The 20,627-nt window shown below is 52.6% G+C and carries 16 protein-coding genes; 4 read left to right on the top strand and 12 right to left on the bottom strand.

What is annotated here, in order from left to right:
- The first annotated feature begins 97 nt into the window (after positions 1 to 97).
- The 4 genes from ppdK to BN1969_RS16895 all read left to right on the top strand — a co-directional run bounded on the left by ppdK (position 98) and on the right by BN1969_RS16895 (position 8,138).
- The gene (gene ppdK / locus BN1969_RS01175; protein WP_050622619.1) at positions 98 to 2,725 is read left to right on the top strand and encodes a pyruvate, phosphate dikinase; all 2,628 of its coding nucleotides are present in this window, start codon (positions 98 to 100) and stop codon (positions 2,723 to 2,725) included.
- A gap of 1,095 nt (positions 2,726 to 3,820) precedes the next feature.
- Positions 3,821 to 6,439, top strand: a complete 2,619-nt coding sequence (locus BN1969_RS01170; RefSeq protein ID WP_050622618.1) for a cation-translocating P-type ATPase — start codon at positions 3,821 to 3,823, stop codon at positions 6,437 to 6,439.
- Positions 6,440 to 6,450: 11 nt separating this feature from the next.
- Complete coding sequence (locus tag BN1969_RS01165; RefSeq protein WP_050622617.1) at positions 6,451 to 6,894, top strand: MarR family winged helix-turn-helix transcriptional regulator; 444 nt, start codon at positions 6,451 to 6,453, stop codon at positions 6,892 to 6,894.
- 113 nt (positions 6,895 to 7,007) lie between these two features.
- Positions 7,008 to 8,138, top strand: a complete 1,131-nt coding sequence (locus BN1969_RS16895; RefSeq protein WP_077138666.1) for a metallophosphoesterase — start codon at positions 7,008 to 7,010, stop codon at positions 8,136 to 8,138.
- Positions 8,139 to 8,219: 81 nt separating this feature from the next.
- Here BN1969_RS16895 and cls read toward each other — a convergent pair whose 3' ends face one another.
- From cls to BN1969_RS01095, 12 genes are all read right to left on the bottom strand, one after another.
- On the bottom strand, positions 8,220 to 9,794 hold the full coding sequence (gene cls, locus BN1969_RS01155) for a cardiolipin synthase (protein ID WP_207642590.1): 1,575 nt from the start codon (positions 9,792 to 9,794) through the stop codon (positions 8,220 to 8,222).
- A gap of 483 nt (positions 9,795 to 10,277) precedes the next feature.
- Complete coding sequence (locus BN1969_RS01145; RefSeq protein WP_050622615.1) at positions 10,278 to 10,946, bottom strand: hypothetical protein; 669 nt, start codon at positions 10,944 to 10,946, stop codon at positions 10,278 to 10,280.
- A gap of 79 nt (positions 10,947 to 11,025) precedes the next feature.
- On the bottom strand, positions 11,026 to 11,586 hold the full coding sequence (locus BN1969_RS01140; protein WP_050625343.1) for a TetR/AcrR family transcriptional regulator: 561 nt from the start codon (positions 11,584 to 11,586) through the stop codon (positions 11,026 to 11,028).
- Positions 11,587 to 11,817: 231 nt separating this feature from the next.
- Positions 11,818 to 13,011, bottom strand: a complete 1,194-nt coding sequence (locus BN1969_RS01135) for a DUF2812 domain-containing protein (RefSeq protein ID WP_050622614.1) — start codon at positions 13,009 to 13,011, stop codon at positions 11,818 to 11,820.
- Entirely contained in the window at positions 13,008 to 13,322 is a 315-nt protein-coding gene (locus BN1969_RS01130; protein WP_242850257.1) for a PadR family transcriptional regulator, read from the bottom strand. The genes BN1969_RS01135 and BN1969_RS01130 overlap by 4 nt, the downstream gene beginning before the upstream one ends.
- A 522-nt stretch (positions 13,323 to 13,844) precedes the next feature.
- Positions 13,845 to 15,056 carry a site-specific integrase gene (locus BN1969_RS01125; protein ID WP_242850256.1) on the bottom strand — a complete coding sequence of 404 codons (1,212 nt, stop codon included), beginning with the start codon at positions 15,054 to 15,056 and terminating at the stop codon, positions 13,845 to 13,847.
- Between the two features lie 26 nt (positions 15,057 to 15,082).
- Positions 15,083 to 15,283, bottom strand: a complete 201-nt coding sequence (locus tag BN1969_RS01120; protein WP_050622613.1) for an excisionase — start codon at positions 15,281 to 15,283, stop codon at positions 15,083 to 15,085.
- A complete protein-coding gene (locus BN1969_RS01115) occupies positions 15,273 to 16,355 on the bottom strand; it encodes an AAA family ATPase (protein WP_050622612.1) in 1,083 nt (360 codons plus the stop codon). The genes BN1969_RS01120 and BN1969_RS01115 overlap by 11 nt, the downstream gene beginning before the upstream one ends.
- A gap of 27 nt (positions 16,356 to 16,382) precedes the next feature.
- Entirely contained in the window at positions 16,383 to 17,441 is a 1,059-nt protein-coding gene (locus tag BN1969_RS01110; protein ID WP_050622611.1) for a hypothetical protein, read from the bottom strand.
- Between the two features lie 432 nt (positions 17,442 to 17,873).
- Positions 17,874 to 18,449, bottom strand: a complete 576-nt coding sequence (locus BN1969_RS01105; protein WP_050622610.1) for a DUF6100 family protein — start codon at positions 18,447 to 18,449, stop codon at positions 17,874 to 17,876.
- 362 nt (positions 18,450 to 18,811) lie between these two features.
- Positions 18,812 to 19,942 (bottom strand): sensor histidine kinase, encoded by a 1,131-nt coding sequence (locus BN1969_RS01100; RefSeq protein ID WP_050622609.1) that lies wholly within the window; start codon positions 19,940 to 19,942, stop codon positions 18,812 to 18,814.
- Complete coding sequence (locus BN1969_RS01095) at positions 19,939 to 20,622, bottom strand: response regulator transcription factor (RefSeq protein WP_419185498.1); 684 nt, start codon at positions 20,620 to 20,622, stop codon at positions 19,939 to 19,941. The genes BN1969_RS01100 and BN1969_RS01095 overlap by 4 nt, the downstream gene beginning before the upstream one ends.
- Between the last annotated feature and the right edge of the window lie 5 nt (positions 20,623 to 20,627).

Below are 20,627 nucleotides of genomic sequence, written 5' to 3'. Positions count from 1 at the left end.
AGGGCGGCGGCGACTTGGGCTTGTTTGAGACATGCCGGTACGTCCGGTGCCGCCGTGTTTCAGACAAGCCCCAGGATTGAAGAAAGGAATGAAGTAAATGGCAACAAAGTATGTGTACCTCTTCTCTGAGGGCAACGCCAACATGCGTGAGCTGCTGGGAGGCAAGGGCGCCAACCTGGCCGAGATGACCAACATCGGCCTGCCCGTGCCCCAGGGCTTCACCATCACCACCGAGGCGTGCACTCAGTACTATGAGGACGGCCAGAAGATCAACGACGAGATCCAGGCGCAGATCATGGAGTATATCGTCAAGATGGAGGAGATCACCGGCAAGAAGTTCGGCGATCTGGACAACCCCCTGCTGGTCTCTGTCCGTTCCGGCGCCCGGGCCTCCATGCCCGGCATGATGGACACCATCCTCAACCTGGGCCTGAACGAGCAGGTGGTGGAGGTCATGGCCCAGAAGTCCAACAACCCCCGCTGGGCCTGGGACTGCTACCGCCGCTTTATCCAGATGTACTCCGACGTGGTCATGGAGGTGGGCAAGAAGTACTTTGAGCAGCTCATCGACAAGATGAAGGAGGAGCGCGGCGTCACCCAGGACGTGGAGCTCACCGCTGATGACCTGAAGGAGCTGGCAGGCCAGTTCAAGGCCGAGTACAAGGCCAAGATCGGCGTGGACTTCCCCACCGACCCCAAGGAGCAGCTGATGGGCGCCATCAAGGCCGTGTTCCGCTCCTGGGACAACCCCCGCGCCAACGTCTACCGCCGGGACAACGACATCCCCTACTCCTGGGGCACCGCCGTCAACGTGCAGTCCATGGCTTTCGGCAACATGGGTGACGACTGCGGCACCGGCGTGGCTTTCACCCGCAACCCCGCCACCGGCGAGAAGAAGCTGTTCGGTGAGTTCCTGACCAACGCCCAGGGCGAGGACGTGGTGGCCGGTGTCCGGACCCCCATGCCCATCGCGGAGATGGCCGAGAAGTTCCCCGAGGCCTTTGCCCAGTTCGAGGGCGTCTGCAAGACCCTGGAGGACCACTATCGGGATATGCAGGACATGGAGTTCACCGTGGAGCACGGCAAGCTCTTCATGCTCCAGACCCGCAACGGCAAGCGCACCCCCGCTGCAGCCCTGAAGATCGCCTGCGACCTGGTGGACGAGGGCATGATCGACGAGAAGAAGGCCGTGGCCATGATCGAGCCCCGCTCTCTGGACACCCTGCTCCACCCCCAGTTTGACGCCGAGGTCCTGAAGAAGACTCCCGTCATCGGCTCTGCTCTGGCCGCCTCCCCCGGCGCCGCCTCCGGCAAGATCGTCTTCACCGCTGAGGACGCCAAGGAGTGGGCCGCCCGGGGCGAGAAGGTGGTCCTGGTCCGCCTGGAGACCTCTCCCGAGGATATCGAGGGCATGAAGGCTGCCCAGGGCATCCTCACCGTCCGCGGCGGCATGACCTCTCACGCCGCCGTCGTGGCCCGCGGCATGGGCACCTGCTGCGTGTCCGGCTGCTCCGCCATCGTTATGGATGAGGAGAACAAGCAGTTCCAGCTCGCCGGCAAGACCTTCCACGAGGGCGACTGGCTGAGCTTGGACGGCTCTACCGGCAAGATCTATGACGGCGCCATCCCCACTGTAGATGCCTCCATCGGCGGCGAGTTCGGCCGGGTCATGGCCTGGTGCGACAAGTACCGCCGCCTCCAGGTCCGCACCAACGCCGACACCCCCCACGACGCCGCCCAGGCCCGCAAGTTCGGCGCCCAGGGCATCGGCCTGTGCCGCACCGAGCACATGTTCTTCGACGAGGACCGCATCCCCGCCATCCGGGAGATGATCTGCTCCGACACCGTGGAGCAGCGCGAGAAGGCTCTGGCCAAGCTGGAGCCCATGCAGCAGAGCGACTTCGAGGGCATCTATGAGGCTATGGAGGGCTGCCCCGTCACCATCCGCTTCCTGGACCCCCCGCTCCACGAGTTCGTGCCCACCGAGGAGGCTGACATCGAGAAGCTGGCCAACGACATGGGCAAGACTGTCGCTGACATCAAGGCTATCATCGCCGGCCTGCACGAGTTCAACCCCATGATGGGCCACCGGGGCTGCCGTCTGGCCGTGACCTACCCCGAGATCGCCGCCATGCAGACCCGCGCCGTCATCAAGGCAGCGCTGAATATCCAGGCCAAGCACCCTGAGTGGAACATGGTCCCCGAGATCATGATCCCCCTGGTGGGCGAGGTCAAGGAGCTGGCCTATGTGAAGAAGGTAGTCACCGAGACCGCCGACGCCATCATCGCTTCTGTCAAGTCCGACATGAAGTATAAGGTGGGCACCATGATCGAGATCCCCCGTGCCGCTATCACCGCTGACGAGATCGCCAAGCAGGCCGACTTCTTCTCCTTTGGCACCAACGACCTGACTCAGATGACCTTCGGCTTCAGCCGTGACGACGCGGGCAAGTTCCTGGATGCCTACTACGATAGGAAGATCTATGAGAACGATCCCTTTGCCAAGCTGGACCAGAAGGGCGTGGGCCGTCTGATTGAGATGGCTGCCAAGCTGGGCCGTACCGCTAACCCCGACCTGCATCTGGGCATCTGCGGCGAGCACGGCGGCGATCCCTCCTCTGTGGAGTTCTGCCACCGTGTGGGCCTGGACTATGTTTCCTGCTCCCCCTTCCGTGTGCCCATCGCCCGTCTGGCCGCCGCGCAGGCTGCCATCAAAGAGGGCTGATCCCAAGCAACTCTCTGTGAAAAAAGCGCCCCGCTCATATGAGCGGGGCGCTTTTTTCAGCTCAAAGGCGGGAGAGAGCGCAGGGAGTGCCTCAGAACAGGCTGAGGATCAGGATGGTGTACCGCTTCAGGCCCAGCATCCCGCACCCGAGAGCGATGTGGTAGTTTTCTGATGCGCCCCATCCCAGCTCGCGCAGCAATGTGCTGGATCTGCTGACTATGTGGAGTTGGACTCCTCGAAAAGTCCGCGTCCCCAAGGGCTGAAAAGGGACACTGGGAACGCTTTAAGAACAAAAAAGACGCGTAGCGTTTCAACCGGAATTACGCGGTAAGACGGCATTATGGGGCGGGGGAGATTATGAAGGAATGCGACCCGGAGACTTGGAGATCGGATCGGTGATTGAGGTGCTCCCTCAGAAACAAGAGACTGCCAACACCGTCTGCGCTTGGCCTGGTCCGCTGTTCTGCATATGGGGGTTGCAGACCGATAAGCAAACAGTGAAAGCTTGACATTTTGTACACCCAGGATGAATTCCACGCTCCGCCATGTTACGAGTTCGCCCTCTGCCACTTGATGGTGGTAGAGGATTTGATAAAACTGTTTCCGATTATTTAGGTTCAGAAATAGGTGAGTAGATACAATGAAGCGATTAAATGCTGATGCAATTGTCGACAGTAAAGATTCGGGTCCTTTCCAATTTACATTAGATGTCATTTTGAATACGCAGTATGGTCCTTTGATATGAACGGCGTTCATTATAGAGAAGCAAAGCTGTTCTGTCAAGTGCTGCAATCATTTTCGAGTTCTCTGCGGTTTGTTTGATTTGAAGCGATGAAAATTTGGTGACTCCCTGCCGGTAAGGATAAAGTCAAAACTGCATCTAGATTAATATCTTGAAACAGACTCAAAAGAAGGGCCGTCTCTTTGCTCGAACCAGGAAAATTACTTCATTTATATATGAACTGTAACATATTTGTGAATTGATTGTAAAAATGCTTGGACACCAATTGACAGAACATTGTTTTCGCAATATGCTACTACACAGATAGTTTAATAATAAACTGTCTGCAATAAAAATGAGGAGACTATTTCACTATGGAAGCGTATGATCGATCCTCGCAAGATGTATGCAGTGAATTGAAAACGGAACCACGATCGGGGTTGACCTCCACCCATGCTGAGGAGATATTGACCCAAGTAGGGGAGAACCGCTTGAAGGCAAAGAGAAAGCAAACCGTTGTTGAACGATTCTTCAGCCAGTTCAAAGATGCCATGATTCTCATCCTGCTGGCTGCAGCGGCTATCTCCTTCTATGTAGCATTGCAGGGCAGCGATCCAACGGAGTTTTTTGAGCCGGCTCTGATCCTGCTCATTGTCATTTTGAATGCCATCATGGGTACGGTTCAGGAGAGCAAGGCAGAAAGATCACTGGAAGCACTTCAAAATATGTCTGCTCCCCATGCGCGAGTGCGTCGTGATGGACAGGAATCCATCATTGACGCCAGCAAACTGGTGCCCGGGGATATCGTTTTGATCGAAGCGGGCGATTACATTCCCGCAGATGGGCGCCTGATCTCGGCTTTCAATCTGAAGGTGGAGGAGTCTGCTCTTACTGGTGAATCCGTTCCGGTTGAGAAGGACGCTCAGGCTGTGGTGGCCTCCAGTGCGCCTCTGGGAGACCGGCTGAACATGGTCTACTCCGGATGCAGCGTGACCTACGGCCATGGTGAAGCAGTTGTGACAGCTACTGGCATGAACACCGAGATGGGCCATATTGCCGGGATCCTGAACAACGAGAAACAGACTCAGACACCTCTGCAGAAAAAGCTGGCCCAGTTTGGGCGGATGCTGGGTGTTCTGGCGATCATCATCTGCGCAGTGATTTTTGCGATCGGTCTGGCCAGTGGCATGGAGCTGATGGAGATCTTCATGGTATCGATCTCTCTGGCGGTTTCTGCCATCCCAGAGGGCCTTCCCGCTATCGTTACCATCGTGCTGTCCATCGGTGTTACCCGGCTGGCCAAGCGCAATGCCATCATTCGAAAACTCCCCGCTGTAGAGACACTGGGCGGTGCTTCGGTGATCTGCTCAGATAAAACAGGTACTCTGACCCAAAACCGTATGACCCTCATTCAGGGCTACTGTGTCCAAGGTGATCTCAGAGAAGATATCTCTTCCGCCAACACGCCTGAGATCCAGACTCTGCTCAAACTTGGGACCCTGTGTTGTGACGGCATAGTCACCATTCAAGATGGGAAAGAAGTGGATATCGGCGACCCAACGGAAACCTGTATCGTTGCTGCCGCTCTGAAAAATGGCTTTTGTAAAGACGACTTGAACAAGGCGTGCCCCCGTGTAGCTGAGGTCCCCTTCGATTCCGACCGTAAGCTCATGAGTGTGGTCTGTCGGATTAGTGGCAAATTAGTTGTCATTACCAAGGGCGGTTTCGACACCCTAGCCTCACGCTGTACTGACGGCTTGACGGAGAAGGCCGCCAACGTGGTAGAGGAGATGAGTCGGCAGGCTCTACGTGTGTTGGCGGTGGCCTGTAAGGTCATTGATGAGGTGCCGGAAGAAGTCACTTCGGAAACTTTAGAGCACGATCTGACACTGATCGGACTGGTCGGCATGATCGATCCGCCTCGTGAAGAGGCCAAGCAGGCGGTGGCTGTTTGCCGTCAGGCAGGTATCAAGCCGATAATGATCACTGGAGATCATGTGCTCACTGCGTCCGCTATTGCCCAGCAGCTCGGCATCATGGAGCCTGGTGACCGGGCTGTGACTGGAAGTGAGCTGGCCAAGCTGAGCGAGGAAGAGTTGGATCAGCAGATTGAAGATATCGCAGTTTATGCCCGTGTGTCTCCAGAGGATAAAATAAGGATCGTCAAGGGCTGGCAACGCAGAGACGCGATCGTAGCCATGACGGGTGACGGTGTCAATGATGCCCCCGCTTTGAAGGCAGCAGATATTGGCTGCGCGATGGGGATCACTGGTACTGATGTTGCCAAGGGCGCCTCTGATATGACGCTGATGGACGATAACTTTGCCACTATCGTTTCTGCTGTTCGAGAGGGCCGAGGTATTTATGACAATATTAAAAAGGCGGTCGCGTTCCTTCTGGGTACCAATATTGGCGAGGTGCTGGTCACTTTTATTGCCATGCTGCTTTGGAATCAGGCCCCCTTCCTGTCCATGCAGCTGCTGTGGATCAATCTAGTCACTGACTCTCTGCCTGCTATTGCCCTGGGAATGGAGGCCATCGACCCCAATGTGATGGACCGTCAGCCAAAGCCCAAAAAGGAAGGGATTTTCGCCAACGGGCTTGGAATTCAAGTTGTTTTGCAGGGTGTCATGTTTGCGATCCTGTCACTGATCGGATTCCGTGTTGGCAGTCAGGTCACCGGTGCCATTGAAGGTGGCCGAACCATGGCTTTCCTTGTGCTGGCCTTTGCGCAGATCCTGCATGCGTACAATATGCGCTCCCATAAATCGCTGTTTAAGACCGGACTATTTACTAACAAATATCTGAATCTAGCCAGCCTTGTTTCCACTGCTTTGATGTGCTTGGTGCTTTTTGTTCCTCCGATCGCCTCCGTGTTTGGCCTCATCCGTCTTCCTATGAAGCTGTATATGCTGGGCTTTGGGCTGGCGGTCGTTCCCGTGGTCGTACTGGAGATCGTCAAGGCGTTTGGGCTGGTGAAACATCATAAGTGAGTTGATATTCGATGAAGAACGTCGTAGGAACATTCCATAAAATACAGAAGGCGTATTATCAATACTGCTATCAGGCGGTAGAACCAGACGGGATCAAAATGAGTGAGATGGCTTGTATATTGTCTCTCTACAACAGTGCGCCTAAAGATACTGCACGGGATATCATTGAGTACTCCTGCCTCTCTCCCGGCATGGTAAGCAGGAGCTTAGAGTCACTTCGTAAGTCTGGTTTGGTTGAAGGATATCGTGACCAAGAGGATAGCCGATATATCCATCTGCGTCTGCTGCCGAGAGCGGCCCCGATTTTGGACAAGCTCACACAGGCTCAAACCAAATTCATTACTTGTATTGCGGAAGGCATTTCAAAAGAGGATTTTGCGCAGGTCTGCCAAATTGCAGAGAAGATGGCTGAAAATCTGGATGCGAATCCGAAACTCAAAGAGCCCCTCACTTAAAAACAAGAGGAGTGCATGGAGAGTAACTCCTTGCACTCCTCTTATATGTATAAAACAAAACCAAAAGCAGATATCTTGGCATCTAAATATCGGGCGACAGAGGAGGTTTCACAATGCAAGTGTGGTTCAGCGAATTTATTAGAGGGCGTGTGTTCTCTGTCCTCTTTTGTATATTAGGTTTTGGGCTGACGATTTATCTGTCCAGCCGATTGGGCATACTGATTGAGGAATTTGCCGGCCTTGACCTCCAACTGGCAATTTTTTTGATACTGACAGTGTTTTGCACCTATATGCTCATCTATGTGAATATCCACAGAGAGAACAAGAAAACACAGAAGTTATTCAACCTATGTGGAATCATATTTTCTTTTTTTCCAAGCACAGTGATCTGTTTTTTCTTGTTCGACCTGATAAGATCCCTTTGCGGAGCCTCCGATGGGCGGCTATACCTCATTCCACTGCTGTTGGCTGCTGTTGTGTCTGCCTATGGATTTGTCCATGCCAGAAAGATCTTTGTGAAAGAGTATTCGATACCCATTGCTGCCAGCAGCAAGCACCAAAGATCTGAGGTAAAGGCAGTACTGCTCAGCGATATCCATACCGGGAGCTATGTGGATCGGAAACAACTCCACAAAATAGTTGATGCAGTCAATCGGTTGCAGCCAGACCTTGTCATCATGGCCGGTGACACCTTTGATCAAGATGCCTTCGGGCATTGTGATATGGATGGTGTCAAAGCAGAACTACAGAGGCTCCAGCCAGAGGGAAACGTCTACGCTGTGCTGGGGAATCATGATCCGGATTCGAGCCATAAAGAGGTCAAGGAATATTTCGAGGAGGCTGGAATACATCTGCTGATTGATGAATGTGCAGAAACAGAGGACTTCTTGATCGTCGGTCGGGATGATATCTTGGGAAATCCTGCCCGCAAGGGCATTTCTGAACTGTTCGCCGGTGTGGATACGGAGAAGCCGAAGATCATAATTGACCACAACCCTTTAGGCATCGAAGATGCCGTCAAAGCGGGGGCCGCTTTGATCCTTTGTGGGCATACCCATAAAGGACAGTTTTTCCCCGCCACACTGTTTACCAAGTGGGCATACGGCAGACGCGGATTCTATGGGCACTTTCAGACTGGAGAGACCCATAGCGTTGTTTCATCTGGGACCGGTTATTTTCAACTGCCAGTCCGTTTGGGGACGAACAGCGAAGTCGTTGTTTTACATATTAAACTTCAAGCATGATGAAGGGGGCGGGATAGGGGGCGGCGCGGGTCACCTTTCATAGGTATCCACCGGGGCTTGAACATCTGTTCCCTGGGCCGGTCACAGCAGCGGCGCGGCGGCTTTTGCAATAAAGCCCAGCAGCCGGCGCTTGAGTGGCTCTGCTGGGAGCAGATCCAGCGTGACTTCCCTGCATTTACCCTGTGTCTTTTCAAAATCGTCTTGGATCTGGGGGATACAGTCCGTTCCCCACAGATAGGTCGCGCATTCAAAGTGATGATAGAGGCTGCGGTAGTCCAGATTGATGGTGCCGACAACAGCCTCCCGGTCGTCACAAACAAAGACCTTGGCATGTACGAAGCCGGGGGTGTATTCGTAGATCTTCACCCCGGATTCCAGCAGGGATCTGTAATGGGTCAGCGCAAGGGCAAAGGGGATGTACTTATCTGGAACACCAGGCAGGATGATCCGCACATCAACACCGCGCTCGGCGGCATACTTGAGCGCATTTTCCAGCTCACCGTCCAAAATCAGATATGGCGTCATGATATGGACATACTTCTGGGCCCGGTTCAGCATATCCATGTAGACCTGCTCGCCCACCTTGTCCTTGTCCAAGGGGCAGTCTCCGTAAGGCATGACAAAACCGTTTGCAGCCTGCTGCTTTGCCGGTACATTCAGAAATGTGTCAAAATCCGGTGCCTTTTCATCCAAGTACCACATGTGCAGGAACATCCTGGTGAAGCTGCGGGCTGCTTCGCCCTTTACCATCACGGCGGTGTCCTTCCAGTGACCGTACTTTTCATAGGCGTTGATGTATTCATCCGCCAGATTGATGCCGCCGTTGAAGGCGGTCTCCCCGTCGATCACCAGGATCTTCCGGTGATCGCGGTAGTTATAATGGGTGGAGACAAAGGGCTTGATGGGGGCAAACATTTTGCTTTGAATGCCAAGAGATCGAAGCCGCCTGGGGTAGTCATGGGGCAGGGTAGACAGCTCACAGGTGCCGTCGTAGAGCATACGGACCTCCACGCCCTCTTTGGCCTTCCGCGCCAGGATCTCCAGGATCTTGCCCCACATTTCCCCCTCATCCACGATGAAGTACTCCAGGAAGATGAACCGCTTTGCCTGCTCCAGCTGGATCAGCATCTCCCGGAACTTGTCCTCGCCTAGTGGGAAATAGGTGACGGCAGTATGGTCATAGACCGGATAGCATCCACTGCGCTGAACATAGCGGGCAAGCGCCGCGGCTCCGGGGTCGGACTGCCCCAGGGCCTGAGCTGTCTCCGGGGACTGGACAAGGGTTTCCGCAGTTTCCGTATTCAATTCCGCATAGCGCTTTTTCAGAGCCCGGTGGCCAATGTTTTTCTGGGTGTAAAGAAACAGCAGGGCGCCGAACACCGGCAGGAGCATGACCACCACCAGCCACGTGATCTTGGCGGTGGGGTCCATAGCGCTGTTGAGCAGATACAGTACCATAAAAAACGTGAAGATCACAACGCCGCCGTAAATGTGGGGCAGGAAGGCCTCGAACCAGTGAAAGATGCTGAACAGGAACAGCACCTGCACGGCCAGCAGGACGAGGATCAATCCAGAGCGGCTGAAGATCACCCGGAAAATCCCCCGCTTGCCCTTTTCCAAAAGGTGTATCCCTGCTTTTTTGGAATTCTCTTTCATAATAAGCCCTCTCTTTTGGAAATTACAAAAATTTCCGCAAACCTTATGCAACAGCAGTTCTTAACTTTTATTATATCATTGAAATCTCCTATTTGAAATGGAAGTCACCAAAAGTTAACAAATGCGCTTGCGGGGTGTACAAAATTTTATATTGGATAGGTGGAAAAAATACGCTTTAGTAAACGGGGACAAAGATAAGAAAACGATCTTGTTTCAGCAGTTTAAACATGTCTGTCGGTTCATTTTGGAGGCCGGTCATTCTGGGCTTTATTTCATAGGGGAAATTATTGAAACCTACATTGTATAGGTGTTTTTGAAGAAGGGGTGGCTCTTTGCTTTGTGTTACGAGCTATAATAAAGGAGCACCAATTTGGATAGGCAAGTGTACAGAATGAAGGCCAGTTCTGGATATTCTAACTTCGGCAGTCCAAAAGTGAAAAAGATACCGCCGGCTATCAGCAAGACAGCCGGCGGTATCTTTTATCAGATCTCTGTGCTGGCCTTCATGGCCTTGAAGCCGATCAGGACCGTCCAGACATAGGCGCAGGTCTTGGGGATCATCAGCATACCAATCATAGGGACGACGTCTGCCCAGAGGACCACGGGAATGTAGAAACCGAAACTGAGCACAATGGTCAGCCACATATTACGGAACGCGCGGTCCTTTGCTTGCCGGGCGCTCCTGTAGAACAAGACGATGATCAGCAGGCCCAAAAGCGCAAAGGGAATGTTCCGGTAAATGCCCCAGGAAAGCGGCGCATTGGCGCTCAGCCATGCATTCTGAGGGAAGAAGCAGAGGGCGATCCGCAGGGCAGACAGCAGATACACGGCGGCGGTAATGCCGTTTTGACCATTGACCTTGTACCGGACCCGCCACACATAGTAGAGGATGATGTAAAAGATCGTCATGGTAATGGAGGTGATGAATTTGCCTATGCCCAGGGGGACGATAAAGTTTTCCAGACCAGTGGTGCAGAGAGCCAGAGCCCGGGGGACCAGATGGAAGGCGTCGCCGGCGCCAAGGACGACGGCCATGATGCCGAACAGCCAGTACTCTTTGTTTCCCCTGCTCTTTACGATCATGGTGACGCCAATGGCGATCACGGAAGTCAGATAGACTGCATCAAACAGTGTTTCAACAATAGCTTGCATAAAGAGGCCTCGCTTTCCTACTTGATATGAACTTTGTTCATTTTGCTGGATAAAGAATTCCCGCATGAACGGGAATTCTTTAACGGTAAAGGATCCGTTCCACCATCCTGACAATGCCGGCACAGTCATAGTCGTGCCGCAGCAAAGAGGAGATGATCAGAGAGAAGATGATCTCAACAAATTTTTGAGGAGTAAAGACGTCGTCAAAAACCGCCCGATCTACATTTTTATCCCGCATTAGGACCATGTGGAAGCCCTCCTGAATGTGTTTCCACGATTTTGCCATCAGCTCCTGCCCACTGGACTTGTCTTCACCGACAAAGCTCATGGAGTGCATGGAGAAGAAACCGGGATATATTTCATTCCCACGCCGCATACTTTCATAGGCCCATTCAATGCAGTCTGGAAACCGTTTGAAGGAGGTCTGGCCATCAGGGATGTGGAAGATATCGCACCAGACGCGTTCCACCGTTGCGGCGATCAGGTCAGATTTGCTGTCAAAATAATTATAGACGGAGCCGACGGAGATATTGCAGGCCTGCGCCACGCTGCGGATGTTGACGGCCGCCCAGCCGTTCTCCTGGATCAGCTTGCGGCTGGTCTCCAAGATGGCCTCTTTGGAAGTGATGACTGTGTTCACGTTTTCACGCCCCATTCTGAACGATGTTCACTATAGCATCCCACCCTTGATTTGTCAAGACTTTTTTGTGTCAGGTCTCTACCCTGTCAATGGTCGAAATGGACGGCAAAAGCAGCCGTTGACGGGGGCCGCAGGCTGTGCTTTGTCTGTTATCAAGGTGGGACAGCCGCAGGCTGGCTGTCCCACCGCTGTGATATTAGTTTGATTTTTTATCAGCCCGATAAGCTGGGATTACAGGTCCATTAACATTTGCGCAAAATGTTCAATATGTTCAGAGAGATCCTGTTCTCCATAGTAATCGGCAAACAGGACGGTATCTCCGCGACGCAGCACGAGGATGCCGCCGGGCAGAAAAACACGCGGTTCCCCGGTTATCTCATTGACATGAGTTCGCCCTTCGCGTTTGGCGTACAAGCATTCATCGAGAACATCAAACTGCTGATAGTCACCGGAGTTGTTAAATTTCTGCCTGCTCCATTCCTCTGCCCGCATTTCGGCGAGTATATCCAATGGGTAACGAGTGATGATGACCTCCAGATGAGGTACGTCATTTGGGCTGTCATCCTCGTTGAATGCACCATACTGATGAAAATACCAAGATTCCGGGTCGAGTAGCGTTCCACCATGAGAGATATAGTCCATGCTGTAAAACACATCCCGGGAGAGCGGCAGATCTTCTCCCTCAATGTCCGTCAGAGTGATGAAGCCGGAACCTGCTAGATCATAGGGGCGGTAATCTGTTCCCGCAAACAACTGTATGGTATTGATAAAGACCGGAAGCAAAAACGCGAATCCTATCGCCAACAACCAGCCGACTCTTTCGTGTCTCTTTGGAACTGTCCCGCTTTTAATCGCCTTTCGGTAGCACAGTAAATGGAAAAGCCCCAACAAGTACGATAAGTCAATCAGCAACAACCCAAACGCTGTCAGTAGGAACGGGAGCACAGGTCGGTTGGAAAAGGTCTCAACGGGATAATATCTGAGCCATGTCCAATCAATTTCCCATGGGGAGCCGTTTTGATAAAGGCTGAGCAAAAGCACATTTCCGAAGGCAAGCAGTACACCTCCAATCACTTTCTCTTTGAAAAAGCGCTTTAACGCATAATCCTGTGTTTCCGAGTCTGTATGTGCCTGCGCCGTCAAGTCGTCAGAGGCAAAGACATAGAAACTTCCGCGGAAGATCCCCCAGTAGTGCCAGCCTGCATCTTCGTAAAGCGCATTTAGCTCTGGATCATCATTTACTGCTCCGCGAATCGGCTCTAAATGGATTTGTACCGTTTGTTGCGCTGTCTTTTCAAAAATGGTGAGGGGGCCAGTGGTCATGGAAAAGCGCAGTCCTTTCCCAGCCATAACAGCGAACCAGTTTTCTAACCCTGGAATATCAAAACCGCCAACTGGTGTTATACGGATCACAGTCTTGCTCATAAAAATTCCTCCTCTCCGTCAAGGACACAGGCTTTTAGGCGTGCCAGCTCGTCCTTAAATACTGCTCTGCCTCTCTCAGTCAGCCGATAGCTGCGTTTGCGGCCATCGGTTTGTGTTTCTTCGATCAGGTGCTCATCTTGAAATTTGCCTAACAATGTATAAAGCGTACCGGGACCAAGACGCACCCGTCCATTGGTCTTCTGTTCTACAAATTCTGTGATCTCAATACCACACATTTCACGGTGCAGGAAAGACATCAGCACATAGAACATTGACTCTGTCAGTACCCCTCTATCTTTCATATCGATCATGGCACCTCTCTCTGCAATATCGTCTCACGATATTGCTTTTCCCCATTCTAACATCGCGGCGCGATATTGTCAAGCAGCTCCTCCTGTATATGCGGATATGGAGTTGTGAAATTTAATGTCTTTAAGATTTAGCAGAACAAAAGAAAAAGCCGACACCTACAAAACTGTAAGTGTCGGCTTTGGTTCACCCTGTTATGCGCTTTTATTTTTGCGTTTGTGGAGTAAGCTTGGCATAAGGGCTGCACTCCTGTGTTGCAAAAGTTCAGCGTTTTCAAGAGGTCGAGGCATGTCTTAGTACATGCCGCCCTTACGGACCACTCTTTGTGTCGGCATCACATTTTCAATAAATATCGCAAAAAATCAATTTATTTTCTAAAAATAGCGAACTATTTAGAATGTTTTTGCAAAATACCGATTTCCGATCCACTCCGTAACTCTCCTTAAATCTACAGAAGTTTACGGGCAAAGTGTGTAAGCTGTGTGTAAGCTATGTGCAAACACAAGGATGAAAAAATGCAGTGATTACAAGGCCTGCGCGATCTGTCGGAAGGCCCGCTCCGCAGATTCAAAGTCGCTATGTGTGTAAACATCCAGCGTCACGCTGGCCGTCGAGTGGCCCATGAGGTATTGCAGACTTTTCACGTCCAGCATAGCCTGCTGTGCGTTGGTACAGAAGGTATGTCGCAATACATGTGGAGTGACCGCAGGAAGCGTTTTCCCATACATCTTGACATACTTTCTTTGCATCCCTCTCATATAATTCTCTAGGTGCATAGCGACCTTAGGTCGGGCATCTTTATCCAGAAACAGGAACCCACTGTACCCATCCACCATCATCTCCACCTTTGGGTTACCACGGCGCTCCATCACCCTGCGAAAGGCCATATAGACCGCATCTGTCATAGGGATGCTGCGGTTTCCGCTGCTGGTTTTTGGCGGTGCCACAAAATACGGCTTGTCTGCTGTACGACAGAGTTGCTTACGAATGTGGATACAGCGCCGGTCAAAATCGACATCTGCACGAGTCAGCCCATACAACTCGCTCACTCGCAGCCCTGTGCCCAGCAGAATGACAATATCATCGTAATAATTATCTTTGCCATAATCACGGATAAACTGCAAGTACCGTTCCTGTTGGGCCTTGGTGAGCGCGCTACGGACATAGGCATCCTTGGGGATCACATCAGACAATTTGAATTTGAACGGATTCTTACGAATCATGTCATCATCTACTGCCATTTCAAAGGCTGGCCGGAGAACACTTTGAATGATCCCAATGGTATTCTGCTTGAGCCCGGCATCATGCAGGGCCACGAACCAACCTTTTCCATCAGAGAGTTTGACGCTTCTGATCTTTCTCTGCCCGAAAGGGTCAGCATGAATCCGTTTGATTGCCGTGCCATAGGCTCGCATGGAGTTTTCCTTTAAGCCACGCCTTAAATTCATATACCGATCTACCAGCTCTGCAACTGTGATTTCACCACCGGCGTAGTCGATGCCATCCAGTATGTCCTTTTGGATCTCCTCTTCCTTTTTGCGAAGTGCTTCCAAGGTTGGTTCATAGATGTAATACCATTTTTTATCCCCATTCCTGTGATAGCGATAGAAATAGGTCCCATTAGGACGTTGGCCTTCCCCGGAACGAAAGATCCGGCCCTTTTTATCTTTGCGCTTTTCGGACAATTCTTCGCTCCTTTCCGCCGGAAAGCGCTTAACATAGCATATCTGAATCATACACTATCTTCCGCCATTTTCCAAGCTCAAACCGAGAATGCAGACTCCAAATATTTCTCGAACGCTTTTCTCTTGATCAACCGCTTGCTCCCATTCCAGAGTACAAACGGACAATTCTCATCATTGGTCATATCCCGGAGTTTGTTCACCCCAATCCCAAAGTAGGCTGCCGCTTCCTCCAGACTGAGGTTGGCTTTCTCCCAAACAGGGACTTTCTCAGACGGCATCCATCCCACCGCCTTCCTGTGACGCTAATGACGGTAATGACGGTTCTTCCCCAGTGGGGGGTATATCGTCATTTGCGTCATTACTGTCATCCATCGTTTTCTGGGAAAATGTGATTCCCCTCCGCTTACTGCTCCTGTGATTGCGGTAGAGGATCCCATATTCTCTCTCCAGCCTCGTTGTCAGTGTGTTGAGTCTCCGCGTCAACGCATTGGGCTCATTCGTTAGACTGGGATCGATTTCCTTGATTAGACGCATCAACTCTGTTGCAGTACCTTCCCAGCAGCCACCGTCCACAATCTGAGCGATGACCTCCAATACTGGTTCAGGAGGCTCCTGTATCGCATCCAATTCCTTCCGAACCAGTTCCCAGATACAGCGTTCTCTGTTGAAGGAAAGCACATACCGCTGGCCAGGCATATCACGGACACTCTGCTCCAGGAAAACTTCATTCTTTTCCCGGTGCAATAAAAATGCCCCATCCGCAGCCCCCAGCAGGCCGTTGGTCCCAGAAATCTGATTGAACGGATTTTCATCTTCCGTTTGCTTTCGGGTATGATGCACTACAATCAGCGCAACGTCATGTGCATCCGAAAAAGTCTTCAATGGCGTAATCGTCTCATAATCGCATTTATAACTGAAAGATGTCCCAGTATCCTCACGGATCCTCTGTAAGGTGTCGATTACAATCAATCTGGTCTCCGGGTGATCAAATACAAAGTCATGAAGCTGTGGGATCAAGGCCTCTCCCCGCTGCTCTATCTGGAACAGCAGGTGCAGGTCATCCCCGGCCCAGTCCGTGCCAAACATCCTCACCAAACGTGCTTGCAGCCGTTCTCTGGTATCCTCCAATGTCATATACAGCACGGTTGACTTCCGTGTTGGCATTCCCAGAAAGGGAACTCCTTCTGCCACGCTCCAGCAAAGCTGTGTTGCAAAAAAGGATTTTCCGATTTTCGGAGTGCCGGCCAGAATATAGGTGCCGGTGGGCAGCATTCCTTCTACTACTATGGGCTTCGAGGGCAACTGCTTGTCCAGCAATTCACCCGCAGTCATAATTTCATGTTCAAACATCGTTACGAACTCCATTCATATCAAAAATCAAAACCATCTGCCATGTAATGGCCAGATTGCATCCTCACCGGTACGGATTGCTGTGTCAAAATCCTCCAATAGGCCGGATGGCATAGAAGTCAGGTCTGCATCAGGTGGGCAGATCTTCTTCGCCGTGGAGAACTGGAAATCAAAGAAGTAATTGCTTTCCTCACCGTTGAAATCTGGCTTGCCGATCCCGTCTAGTTGGAAGAGATAGCCTGGCAGCATGGTCACGGGACAGCCACAGCGTTCGTATAACCACTTTTGAAGTTGGAAACTATAATAGCCGTCCAGGATTGCCTGAAGCAGCATGATTCCATGACGATCCAGTGTCCCATAGTAAAAGGTGTTACTAGGCGTAAAGCGGATCAGTCGGCTATGGGGATTCTTCGCATGACGCACGATCCGTTCTGCCAGGGCCCAATCATCTCCAAGAAGGAGATTGCCACCGAAATGAAGATTTCTGCCGATTTCGGACAGTTCAAACCGATCACGCAACAGCTGCTCCGTTTCTGTATTCCAGCGCATATTGCGATCTCCTAAATAGTAGGCGGGATAGTAGGTGTATTCATCTGCAAAGATCCCGGACGCCCGTGCGGACTTGTTATCCTTGCCAGATTTCTTATCCAGGTGATAGGTACTGTAGTAGACCAACTTCTTGCCTCTGGCTGCATCCTGCGATTTACCCGGCATCCATACGGCTCCAAGTTTTATGGCAGCCAGCAGACAGGCTGCATTCCTGTGCAGACGATGGGTTCGCCGCCAGTTTCCCTGACCATCCTTTGGGGCCAGAAGATGCTGTCGGATTTGCGCCGCCTGATTGGGAGAGAGATGCTGAATCTGCCGCAATCCCGCCTCGGTCAAACTCAGAGAGCGGACCACATGGCGCTGCTCCGCCCGGAATATCCGTTCCTTCAGATACCCTGCCCGGACCAATTCTGTAACCACTCTGCGATTATAATCGTAATAGCCTTCCATCCACCGTACCAAAGAGATTGGAACCTCTCCGCAATATCCCACAAATAGCAACAGACGAAATCCGAACTGCCCAACTTGCAATTTCATTTTGAATACCTCCTATTACAATGTATTTACGGTTGAAGGAACGGCAGCCAGCCGTGTCTTTTTCCGCATCGTTGCCAAAGCTGTTAGAATGAGAGAGTCTTGGCCTGATGTATACCTCCAAGGACCAGCGCGTCCGTGACGAAGTCCGTCAGCCGGCCTCTTCGCACCAACCAGACCACTCCTCCACGACCTTGATCCTGTCCACACAGACCACCTTTTACAGGCTGTCCAGTCCCCCACACGCCTTTTCTCACAGCAGTAAACATCCCCAAAGAGGCTGCCTGCGCTGGCACGTATCTTTTATACCAAGCAAACCCACACGCGGTTCAGCCATCCGCCCGGAATCCCTTGCAAATCAAGGCTTTTCCACTCCAATACACCACCGAAAATGTGCAGCTTCCCTAAAACAGATTTTGGTATCGTTTTTCATGGCTATTGCTGCATGATTTCGGTGCCGTTCTTCCAGCACTCCGGATAACACTTCAACCACTCTGGGAACTGCTCCGGCGTCAGGATCCAGATGCGGGTGCTGTCGTTCTCTCCGTGGTGGCTGCACTGAAAGGCCGAGCAGAGGGAAGAGGTGTCGTTGACCAGAAATGCCGCTTCCAGCACATCCTGACAGTGCTTCAGTTCCAGATTATCGTGGTCAATAAATCGGTGGCTGCGACTGATGTCATAGATATGTTCATAGACCAGCACACAGGTACGGAACTTTGGGGGGAGTGTTTCCTGATATTCCCGCCGAATGGCATTCCGCAGCAGACCGGCGAGAAATCGGGAGCGATCTCCATCTGCGCGCTTCGGCAGCATCGCCGGCAGGAGCAGGGAGAGCCAGCCTTCTGTTGTGAATTCCACAGAGGTGATGTCCTTCGCTTCCCCGGATACAGATGTGGCGCTTTGACGACCAGTGAGTTCTGCGGCGGCATATTGCCGGAGTCGGATGGCTGCCGTTTCCGCAGACTGGACCGCTTCCAAAAGAGCCTGTTCCTTTTTTAATCCATTCATCATGATATCACGTCCTTTTTCTATTTTCCGAGAAGGAAGATACATGGCCTTCGATTTTGAATCATTCCAGGTTCCTCTTGTCCAAGATTCCAGGTCATCTTCTCTACCCCCTCATTAAAGCAGGAGAAAAAGCGGGGCAGAACACAACCCAGTTTTGAGAAATTTTTGAGGAAATTTTTCCGCCACATTTCCTTATCATAATGAATGTAGAAATCCCCCCGCCTTTGACCACCCTCCAAATGAAAAAATGACGTATAACGTAGACTTTCCTGAACCAAGCCGGGGGCTCGATTACATTCGCTCTACGTTATACGTCATGAAAAAAATAATGGTGAGATAGGTCTACGCTGTACGTAATATTTCTATCAAAGCACCGCCGGAAGCCGGAGTACAAATCGATTCCCGCCAGCCTGATGTTCCTCCACCCACACGCTGCCGCCGTGGACCTCCGCGATGGCCCGGACCAGGGCCAGCCCCAGGCCAGTGCCGCCCAGCTCCCGGGAGCGGGCGGTATCCACTCGGAAGAAGGGCTCAAAGACCCGCTCCCGCAGCTCCGGCGGGATGGTGGGTCCCTGGTCGGCTACGGTGATGACCATGTCGTTTCCATCCAATTCCGCACAGAGCCGTACCTGTCCGCCCTCCGGCCCGTATTTCACTGCATTTTCCACCAGATTGAACAGCGCCCGGCGGAGCAGCTCCCTGCTGCCGGTGATGGTGCCGGGAGCAGAGTCCACCAGAATGACAGAACCTTTGCTGTTGGCCAGAGGAGATATATCATCGGCAACTTGGCCGAGCAACTCCTGCAATTCGACTTGGTCGGTGCGGGGCACCTGTTCCAGATTGGTCAGTTTCAGCAGACTGTCCACCATGCCGGAGAGCCGGTCCACTTCGCCCTCCAGAATATCAAGAAAGTCCCCTGTGACCTGAGGCGTAAAATCCCGCTTCTTGCGGAACAGACCGATCCGGGTCTTGAGAACGGCCAGTGGCGTGCGAAATTCGTGAGCGGCATTTTGGGAGAAGCTGCGCTGCATGACAAAGGCCTGGCTCAGCCGCTGGGACAGTTCCTGAAAGGACTGCGCCAGCTGTGTCACCTCGTCCCCGCGGTCCGGGATGGACAGGGGCCGATCCAGGTCCTTGGCAGTCCGATGTTGAATTTGCGTATTCAGGTCCTTCAGCGGCGCAAGAGCATGGCCCACCAGCAGGTAGATCAGCAAAAGTCCCATCGCCAGGATCGCGGCGGTGGCCAGCAGACTTTGGGTGTGGAAGATCCGCTGGGCCTGCTGGATCGCTGGTGCTGCCGGAGCAATGAGCGCGGGCTCCCCATCAATTACGGTGCCGGGAACGGCTTGCGCTGGTTCCAGAGGGACGACAGTGATGGTGTCCGCCAGTTGGATGGCAGATAGATTGCTGGTCACAGCCAGGGCAGCACAGCACAGTGTCAGCAGCAGGGCACACAAGAGTGTGATACGCAGCCGCAGAGAACGAAAGGGTTTCATAGCGTCTCCTTTTCCATCAGGCGATACCCCTGACCGACCTTTGTTTGGATGGGGTCATCACCCAGAGCATCCCGTAACTTTTTCCGCAGGGAGGAGATGTGCATCCGAATGACATTGCTGAAGGGGTTGGCGTCCGACTCCAGTACATGCTCCATCAGCTCCTCCTGACTGACCCAGCGGTCCCGGTGGAGCACCAGGTGTTCCAGAATGGCGAACTCTCTGGGCGTCAGTTCCAGCGCTTTCCCGCCAGCGGAGATGGCGCGGGAGGACGTGTCCAGCGTCAGCCTACCCACAGTAAGTACCGTATTTCGGGAGACAAACTCCCGGCGCAGCAGGCTGCGGACCCGGGCCTCCAGTTCCTCCAGGGCAAAGGGCTTGGTGAGATAGTCATCGGCTCCCAGATCCAACCCCGCCACCCGATCGGACAGCTCGGCCCTGGCCGACAGGATCAGCACCCGCAGCTCCGGGTGCTCCACGCGCACGGCCCGCAGCAGGTCCAGCCCGTCCATGCCGGGCAGGTTCAGGTCCAAAATCAGCAGGTCGAAGGATTCGCTCAGGAGCAGGTCGTAAGCCGCCGCGCCGTCATAGCACCGCTCCACCGTGTATTTCTCCAGTTCCAGATCCTCCGCAATGCCGTCGCACAACAGCTTTTCGTCCTCCACCACCAGAATACGCATCATCAGCC

The organism is Clostridium phoceensis, from assembly GCF_001244495.1.
GTDB lineage: Bacteria > Bacillota > Clostridia > Oscillospirales > Oscillospiraceae > Lawsonibacter > Lawsonibacter asaccharolyticus.
The sequence above is the reverse complement of the archived record's forward strand: the minus strand, read 5'-3'. Positions and strand labels throughout refer to the sequence as shown.